The sequence below is a fragment of the Thalassobacillus devorans MSP14 genome, from assembly GCF_000496835.1.
GTDB classification, from domain to species: domain Bacteria; phylum Bacillota; class Bacilli; order Bacillales; family Halobacillaceae; genus Thalassobacillus; species Thalassobacillus devorans_B.
Genome location: NZ_KI543237.1, coordinates 714,564 through 722,615, shown reverse-complemented (window position 1 = coordinate 722,615; position 8,052 = coordinate 714,564). Strand labels below are relative to the sequence as shown.

Sequence of the window (8,052 nt, the reverse complement as noted above, 5' to 3'; positions counted from 1 at the left end):
ACAGGGCTTTAGCCCGAGGAAGCTTGCCAGGTCCCCCGCAGGAAAGAAATAAATGCGTAATCGCCTTGGGAGACACGACACGCATAAGCAGAACAGCAAAAGGGAAGTGTTCTTTCTTCCCGTTGATGGACTGCTTATGTCGCGAGTGTCTAGGCGATGCAGCTGGAAAGCGAGTTGTTTCCCGTACCATTCCATTCCATTCCGCTCATGGTAACGGACCCAACCATCTCGAAAATGAGTCTTCAACAATCGGGAGTATAGCTCTCCCGTTTCTTCAAATAATAGAAGCAACGAAAGGGGAGCGACTAATTTGCGAAATTTCTTCCTATTAATACTACTTTGCATTTCTCTGACCATGATGACTGCATTCGATCCACAAGATAAAGAATATGTCACCCGAATCATTGAAGTGGAAGGTGATCCCCATCTTATAAAAAAAGAGATCGAGCGTAACCTTCCACGTCTGACTGTATTGACTGTCTATGACACGGTTTTTAATGGGATAGCCATTAAAGGAAAGCCGGAGCAGCTTACAAAGCTAAGTAAAATCGATGCGATCGTCAACCAGCACCCGGTACAAACCTACCAGACCACATCGAATGATAACCTGAATCAATCTGTCCCTTTTCTCCTTCAGGGAAAATACGAACAACGGACGATTCCTTTTACTGGAGAAGGGGTGAAGGTAGGGGTTATCGATACAGGCATCGATTATACGCACCCGGATCTTTCCGGTAATTATAAGGGCGGCTTTGATGTTTTTGATTTTGATAACGACCCTATGGAAACTATAGAAGAAAATCCGACCATCCATGGCACCCATGTCGCTGGTGTCATTGCTGCTAATGGGGACATGAAAGGAATCGCTCCAGATGCGGAGCTTTACGGGTACCGGGCGCTTGGACCTGGCGGTTTCGGAACGTCCGTCCATGTCATAGCAGCAATTGAAGAAGCGGTAAAAGATGGTATGGACATCATTAATCTTTCGTTGGGGAATGCTGTCAATGGACCGGATTGGCCGACAAGTGTTGCGGTAGACAAGGCAGTAGCTCTTGGAACAGTTGTGGTCGTAGCGGCTGGCAATACGGGGCCCGATGACTGGACGGTGGGTTCACCGGCTACCGCTCCAAAAGCTATTACTGTCGGAGCTTCCACTCCACCTGTGCAAATCCCTGTGTTGACAGATAGGTTCGCCGGTAAATCGATTCCCCTTATCCCGATGATGGGTTCGAATGATTGGAAATTGAAGAAAAGCTATCAACTCGTTTATGGGGGGGTGGGCGACCAGCCGTTAAAAAATGCAAAAGGGAAGATCGTCATCATGAAGCGGGGGAAAATCCCGTTTACGGAAAAAGCTGAATTAGCCGAAAAAAGTGGTGCCATCGCCTTGATTGTTTATAATAATGAAGCGGGAGAATTTCAAGGAACAATCGATGATGGTTCCATCGGCATTCCAGTAGTAGCGGTTTCTAAAGAAGAAGGAGAATGGTTGAAGCAAAAGAGCAAATCAGGCAGCTCAGAATGGCTGGAAACGGAATATATCGATATCGTTGATTCGTTGGCTCCATTCAGCTCCCGTGGACCGGTAACCGCCAATTGGACAATAAAGCCAGACATACTCGCTCCCGGAGTGTCCATCAACAGTACGGTGCCTGGCGGTTATCAGGAACTTCAAGGAACCAGCATGGCTTCTCCTCATATCGCGGGAGTAGCAGCCTTGATCAAGGAAGCGCATCCCGAGTGGACACCGCAAGAAATTAAAACGGCGATTCTTTCGACGGCAACGCCTTTGAAAGACAAAGATGGCACCCTTTATTCACCGACAGAGCAGGGGATGGGTAAAGTGAATGTTGAGGCGGCGGTCAAGCCTGCACTCCAAATTAATCCGTCGCAGTTAAACTTCGGCAGATTCAATAATAGCTTTCCAAAAAAGAAAATAATGGTAAAAATAAAGAACAATGAAAAAAGTTCACAAAAAGTTCATTTTTCACTTCCTAAGAAAAAACAGGGCATGAGATGGGAGCTGCCAAAAGCGTTTACGTTAGCCCCAAATCAATCAAAAAAGGTCGAAATCGGTCTCCACGTGACACCTGCCTTTTTGGAAAAAGGGCTGCATCAGGGTTGGATCCGCATGGATACGCCTGATCAAACGTTTAATCTACCATATCTGTTCATGATGGAAACGAGTGATTACCCTCGCGCGATGGGATTTGAAATAGCGACTTCTACATTTGACCCCACTATTTATGAATATCAATTCTATTTGCCAGAAGACGCAGACGAGGTGAAGGTGGACCTTTATAATCCTGATACTTTGCTCTATGAGAGAAAGCTGTTCGAACTGTCCGATCAGCAGCAGGGAGTGATTGAAGGGGAATTGGCAAGAAGAAAGCTCGGAGAGAAAGGGCATTATATTGCAGTCATCACCATTCAGAATGAGAGCAGCCATTATAGTTATGGTGTGCCAATTGATATAAATGAATATCCATAAAAAGGGGCTTTACAAGCTCTTTTTTTTATGGTGTCTCTTTTCAAAATTGAAAAATCTTATATAATGTTAGAAGGGTGTTTTAGGGGCAGGTAAAACCTGTAGAAAATTGTCAATTCTTATGTATTTTTGCTCACAAACTCATTGACAACCCAATACCCCTATTGTATGCTTACTTAGTGTGGAATGATAAGGTTTTCATAACTTATTCCACAGTGTTTTTCATCCCGTAAATTGATGGGAGCGTTTGATTTGAAAACACAAAAAAATCCATTTCGTGCAATGGCGCTGACGAGTGCTATCGTTTCGCAGCTGGCAGGCGGCCCGCTTGCCGGTGCTTTTCTAGGGAAATGGCTGGATGAGCAATTCACCACGCATCCACTCTTTATGATTACCGGTATTCTGCTTGGAGTGGGGGCAGGTACATACGGTACGATCCGCTTAGTACGAGAGTATACGGGAGAGCATTAACATGCAGCAATATCATCATATGATCACCCGGCAGCGTAAGTGGATGTTCTATCTGTTAGCCGCATTCATCCTCGGTTGGGGATTTACAGATTACAAGTCTTTTTTTATGGGGCTTCTACTAGGCACTGCCTTCAGTTTTATTAATTTGCTGCAAATGCAGCGAAAAATCCGCAAAAGCATGGATCATGCAGATTCTGATCAGCGCAAATCTTATAAGTTAGGTACTTTTTCAAGGTTTGCTGCTGCAGGACTAGCTGTATTGATTGCATTTCAATTCCCTGAACACATCCATATTATTGGAGTAGTAATTGGATTAGTGACAATTTATTTTGTCATTATTATAGATTTTTTGTTATTTGAATCAAGAAACCAATATACAGAAGAGGGGTGAGCAAAATGAATCATGAAGCACCTTTAGCTACGGATGTCTTGGGGATCCCATGGTTAGATTTCAACCTATCAAACGTGTTAATGATGTTTATTGCCTCTGTACTTGTGTTTATCTTTGCAGTGATGGCAAGTCGTAACCTGCAGAGGAAACCAAGAGGTTTACAGAATTTCATTGAATGGTTGATAGACTTTATCAAAGGGATCATCGGCTCTAATATGGATTGGAAGACAGGCAGGAAGTTTTTGCCTCTTGGGCTGACACTTTTCACTTATATCTTTGTCGCCAATATGCTAGGGGTTATCACGATGGCTGTAGTCGGCCATGAACTATGGTGGAAATCACCAACATCAGATGCTGGAATTACATTGACTTTGGCTACGATGGTGGTCGTATTGACACATTATTATGGAATAAAAGAAAAAGGAGCTAAAGAATATGGAAAAGATTTTTTCCGCCCACTCCCTTTCTTGTTTCCATTTAAGATTATCGAGGAGTTTGCCAATACGTTGACACTTGGTCTCCGGCTTTACGGTAACATTTTTGCCGGGGAAATCTTATTGACGCTATTGGCAGGACTGGCTGTTTCAGGTGTCGGAGGATTTTTTGGCGCGGCAATCCCATTGCTTGCATGGCAGGGATTCAGTACTTTCATTGGGTTTATCCAGGCATTCATCTTCACCATGTTGACAATGGTTTACATGTCTCACAAAGTGAGTTCAGACCATTAATATAACAAAATAAAAAACTTTCAATATCTAAGGAGGAGTAAATTATGGGTCTAATTGCAGCGGCAATCGCAGTAGGTCTAGCAGCCGTAGGTGCTGGTATTGGTAACGGTTTGATCGTAGGAAGAACAGTAGAAGGGGTTGCTCGTCAGCCTGAACTTCGTGGTACACTTCAAACTACAATGTTCATTGGTGTCGCATTGGTAGAGGCGATTCCAATCATCGGTGTCGTTATTGCATTTATCGTAATGGGTCAATAGATTTCAAATTATATCAGAATGATTGTTGGCGAAGTTCGTCTAGATGAAGATCTTCGCCCTTCCTTTATAACTTACAACATATAAATACCCGGACAAGTGAGACTGAAACTTCGACTTAAGGCAGGATACCTCCTTAGGCCGAATTTTCTCATGTAATGCCTGTTACGGTAACATGTGGAAAGGAGTGAACACTGTGCAAGCATACACAGGTTGGTTAGTCATCGGTGCTGAAGCCGGTGGTTTAATGATAGGGGACATGTTGGTCCAACTGGTTTTCTTCCTGATCCTTTTAGCCCTTCTTGGCAAGTTTGCCTGGGGTCCATTGATGGACATGCTGAAAGAACGCGAAAGTTATATTTCCAATGAAATAGATACAGCTGAAAAAAGTCGTGAAGAAGCCGTACGCATGCAGCGTGAAGCTTCTGAAGAGTTGAAAAAGACAAGACAGGAAGCACATACCATTATTGAAGATGCGAAGAAAACGGCAGGACAGCAGGAGCGTGCGATCATCGAATCAGCACGTGAAGAGGCGGAGCGCTTGAAACAGTCTGCTCGTCAGGAAATTGAGCAGGAAAAAGAGAAAGCGGTCCAAGCCTTGAAAGACCAGGTTGCATCCTTGTCCGTACTGGTTGCCAGCAAGGTAATCGAGAAAGAATTGTCCGAACAGGACCAACAGCAATTGATCAATGATTACATCAAAGAAGTGGGAGAAGAGCGATGAGTGATTCAGTAGTATCACGACGTTATGCTAATGCTCTTTTTCAACTCGGCAAAGAAAAAAATCAGCTTGATCAATTTGAAAGTGAACTTCGTAACATCCGTGAAGTATGGGTGACCAATAAAGATTTATTGACATTCCTGAAGCATCCTCGCGTTTCAGTCGAAAAGAAAAAAGAGATCGTCGCGACCAGCTTTGCAAAATTCAATACAACAGTGTTGAACACGATGATGCTGCTTTTGGATCGGCACCGTGAAGATATCATTCCTTCTATGATTGAGCACTTTATCGAGAAGGTTAATGACGCTAAGGGAATTGCTGAAGCAAAAGTTTATTCTGTTCGAGAGCTATCCGAAGAAGAAAAGCTCCAGATTTCACATGTGTTTGCCAAAAAAATCGGAAAAAACACCCTGAATATAACGAACATCATTGATCGAAGTATCCTCGGCGGCATAAAAATCCGTATAGGAAATCGTATTTATGATGGATCTGTCAGTGGAAAACTCGAGCGTATCGAACGGAAATTGGTATCTGGAAACATATAGATGATAGGGGTGAAATGGCATGAGCATCAAAGCTGAAGAAATCAGTTCATTGATAAAACAGCAAATTCAAAATTATGAATCTGATATTGAAGTCAACGATGTAGGTACGGTCATCCAGGTCGGTGACGGTATCGCACGTGCTCACGGGCTTGACAACGTCATGTCTGGGGAGCTAGTTGAATTTTCAAATGGTGTTATGGGTCTGGCCCAGAACCTGGAAGAAAATAACGTCGGTCTTGTCATTTTGGGACCATTTACAGATATTAAAGAAGGCGATGAAGTACGCCGTACAGGTCGCATCATGCAGGTACCTGTAGGGGAAGAATTATTGGGTCGTGTAGTAAACCCTTTGGGACAGCCAGTAGATGGCAAAGGTGCGATTGAAACTTCAAAAACTCGTCCGATCGAGTCACCTGCACCAGGGGTTATGGATCGTAAGTCCGTAGATGAGCCGCTTCAAACTGGTATCAAGGCGATCGACGCACTTGTGCCAATTGGACGTGGACAACGTGAATTAATTATCGGGGACCGTCAAACAGGGAAAACGACAGTTGCAATCGATACGATTTTGAACCAGGCTGACCAGGATATGATTTGTATCTATGTCGCTATCGGTCAAAAAGAGTCCACTGTCCGTGGAACGGTTGAAACACTTCGCCGTCATGGTGCTTTGGATTATACCATCGTTGTTACAGCAAGTGCATCCCAGCCGGCTCCATTGCTATACTTGGCACCATACGCTGGAGTTTCCATGGGTGAAGAATTCATGCATAACGGCAAGCACGTATTGGTGGTATATGATGACCTATCTAAACAGGCTGCTGCCTACCGTGAACTTTCCTTATTGCTGCGCCGCCCGCCAGGTCGTGAAGCATTCCCGGGGGACGTTTTCTATCTCCACTCTCGCCTGCTTGAACGTGCAGCGAAGCTTAGTGATGCAAAAGGCGGAGGCTCATTGACTGCCTTGCCATTCGTAGAAACACAAGCTGGAGACATCTCAGCATATATCCCGACAAACGTAATTTCCATCACAGATGGACAAATCTTCTTGCAATCTGACTTATTCTTCTCCGGTGTACGCCCGGCGATCAATGCGGGTCTTTCGGTATCACGTGTCGGTGGTTCCGCTCAGATCAAAGCGATGAAGAAAGTTGCAGGTACCTTGCGATTGGATCTTGCATCTTATCGTGAATTAGAGGCGTTCGCCCAATTCGGTTCTGATCTGGATAAAGCAACCCAGGCGAAATTGAATCGTGGTGCCCGTACCGTTGAAGTACTGAAGCAGGGACTTCATAAGCCGCTTGCAGTTGAAAAGCAAGTCATGATCATCTTTTCGTTAATCCAAGGGTATTTAGATGATATCCCAGTAGATGATGTGACCCGTTTTGAAGAAGAGTTCCATAACTGGATGGATAACAACCGCGCAGAACTTCTCAAGCAAATCCGTGAAACTGGTAAGCTTGCAGACGAAAACGATATGAAAGAAGCGGTCGAAGCATTCAAAAAGACATTCGTAGTTTCTGAATAATTGGAGCGCAACCTTTGCAAGAAAGGGCGGTGAAATAGCGTGGCATCTCTTAGAGATATTAAAGGCCGGATAGATTCCACAAAAAAAACGAAACAAATTACGAAGGCAATGGAAATGGTATCTGCAGCAAAGCTCAATCGTGCAGAAGAAAATGCCAAAGCCTTCGTACCATATAGTGAAAAGATACAGGAAGTTGTGGCTGGTATCGCTACAGGCGGTGGTGTTGCTGATCATCCGATGCTTAAATCACGGGAAGTGAAACGGACTGGATATGTCGTCATCACTTCTGATCGTGGATTGGCAGGTGCATACAACAGCAGTGTTCTCCGTAATGTTTATCAAACGATTAAACAACGTCATAACTCAGCTGATGATTACACCTTGATTACCATCGGTAAAATTGGCCGTGACTTTTTTAAGAAACGCAATATGCCGGTTGATAAGGAAATCGTAGCAATTGCTGACCAGCCGGATTTCGCTGATATCAAAGATATCGCCTCAGAAACGGTGCAATTATTTACCGACGAAGTAATTGATGAGCTTTATCTTTACTATAACCATTACGTCAGTGCTATTTCTCAGGAAGTGACCGAGAAGAAATTACTGCCGCTGACAGATATAAATAAAGGGGTAAAAGCAAGCACAAGTTCATATGAATACGAACCTAGTGAGGAAGAAATCCTGGAGACCTTGCTGCCCCAATATGCGGAAAGTTTGATTTATGGTGCTTTGCTGGACGGTAAAGCAAGTGAACATGCAGCACGTATGACTGCTATGAAAAGCGCAACAGACAATGCAGATGACCTCATCGGCGATTTGTCGCTTAAGTACAACCGTGCCCGTCAAGCAGCCATCACCCAGGAAATTACCGAAATCGTCGGAGGAGCAGCTGCTCTTGAATAACACCTTTCCTGGATTTTTAACAG

General features: G+C 44.2%; 10 protein-coding genes. 9 read left to right on the top strand and 1 reads right to left on the bottom strand.

All coding sequences use genetic code 11. The features are described from left to right. The coding region (locus tag P855_RS22535) for a hypothetical protein (RefSeq protein ID WP_235062651.1) at positions 1–190 on the bottom strand (190 nt) is incomplete at its 3' end. A gap of 120 nt (positions 191–310) precedes the next feature. Here P855_RS22535 and P855_RS0113755 point away from each other — a divergent pair. From P855_RS0113755 to P855_RS0113715, 9 genes are all read left to right on the top strand, one after another. Continuing rightward, positions 311–2,491 carry a S8 family serine peptidase gene (locus P855_RS0113755; RefSeq protein ID WP_028784109.1) on the top strand — a complete coding sequence of 727 codons (2,181 nt, stop codon included), beginning with the start codon at positions 311–313 and terminating at the stop codon, positions 2,489–2,491. A 279-nt stretch (positions 2,492–2,770) separates the two neighbouring features. Beyond that, positions 2,771–2,959: an AtpZ/AtpI family protein gene (locus P855_RS0113750; RefSeq protein ID WP_419177280.1), complete on the top strand. Its 189-nt coding sequence runs from the start codon at positions 2,771–2,773 to the stop codon at positions 2,957–2,959. Between the two features lies 1 nt (position 2,960). Then, a complete protein-coding gene (locus P855_RS0113745) occupies positions 2,961–3,350 on the top strand; it encodes an ATP synthase subunit I (RefSeq protein WP_028784107.1) in 390 nt (129 codons plus the stop codon). Positions 3,351–3,355: 5 nt separating this feature from the next. Further along, positions 3,356–4,078, top strand: a complete 723-nt coding sequence (gene atpB / locus P855_RS0113740) for a F0F1 ATP synthase subunit A (protein ID WP_028784106.1) — start codon at positions 3,356–3,358, stop codon at positions 4,076–4,078. A 44-nt stretch (positions 4,079–4,122) separates the two neighbouring features. Next, complete coding sequence (atpE, locus tag P855_RS0113735; RefSeq protein WP_028784105.1) at positions 4,123–4,335, top strand: F0F1 ATP synthase subunit C; 213 nt, start codon at positions 4,123–4,125, stop codon at positions 4,333–4,335. Positions 4,336–4,528: 193 nt separating this feature from the next. Further along, positions 4,529–5,056 carry a F0F1 ATP synthase subunit B gene (gene atpF, locus P855_RS0113730; protein ID WP_028784104.1) on the top strand — a complete coding sequence of 176 codons (528 nt, stop codon included), beginning with the start codon at positions 4,529–4,531 and terminating at the stop codon, positions 5,054–5,056. Further along, positions 5,053–5,598, top strand: coding sequence for a F0F1 ATP synthase subunit delta (locus P855_RS0113725; RefSeq protein WP_028784103.1), 546 nt, complete (start codon positions 5,053–5,055; stop codon positions 5,596–5,598). The genes atpF and P855_RS0113725 overlap by 4 nt, the downstream gene beginning before the upstream one ends. Positions 5,599–5,617: 19 nt before the next feature. Continuing rightward, entirely contained in the window at positions 5,618–7,126 is a 1,509-nt protein-coding gene (atpA, locus tag P855_RS0113720) for a F0F1 ATP synthase subunit alpha (protein WP_028784102.1), read from the top strand. Between the two features lie 39 nt (positions 7,127–7,165). Beyond that, positions 7,166–8,029 (top strand): F0F1 ATP synthase subunit gamma, encoded by an 864-nt coding sequence (locus tag P855_RS0113715; RefSeq protein WP_028784101.1) that lies wholly within the window; start codon positions 7,166–7,168, stop codon positions 8,027–8,029. The last annotated feature ends 23 nt before the right edge of the window (positions 8,030–8,052 follow it).

What these genes read in the sequence shown, in the direction of transcription:
- P855_RS0113750 (WP_419177280.1), top strand. Translation starts at nt 2,771, where the DNA reads ATGGCGCTGACGAGTGCTATCGTTTCGCAGCTGGCAGGCGGCCCGCTT.
- P855_RS0113745 (WP_028784107.1), top strand. Translation starts at nt 2,961, where the DNA reads ATGCAGCAATATCATCATATGATCACCCGGCAGCGTAAGTGGATGTTC.
- atpB (WP_028784106.1), top strand. Translation starts at nt 3,356, where the DNA reads ATGAATCATGAAGCACCTTTAGCTACGGATGTCTTGGGGATCCCATGG.
- atpE (WP_028784105.1), top strand. Translation starts at nt 4,123, where the DNA reads ATGGGTCTAATTGCAGCGGCAATCGCAGTAGGTCTAGCAGCCGTAGGT.
- P855_RS0113725 (WP_028784103.1), top strand. Translation starts at nt 5,053, where the DNA reads ATGAGTGATTCAGTAGTATCACGACGTTATGCTAATGCTCTTTTTCAA.
- atpA (WP_028784102.1), top strand. Translation starts at nt 5,618, where the DNA reads ATGAGCATCAAAGCTGAAGAAATCAGTTCATTGATAAAACAGCAAATT.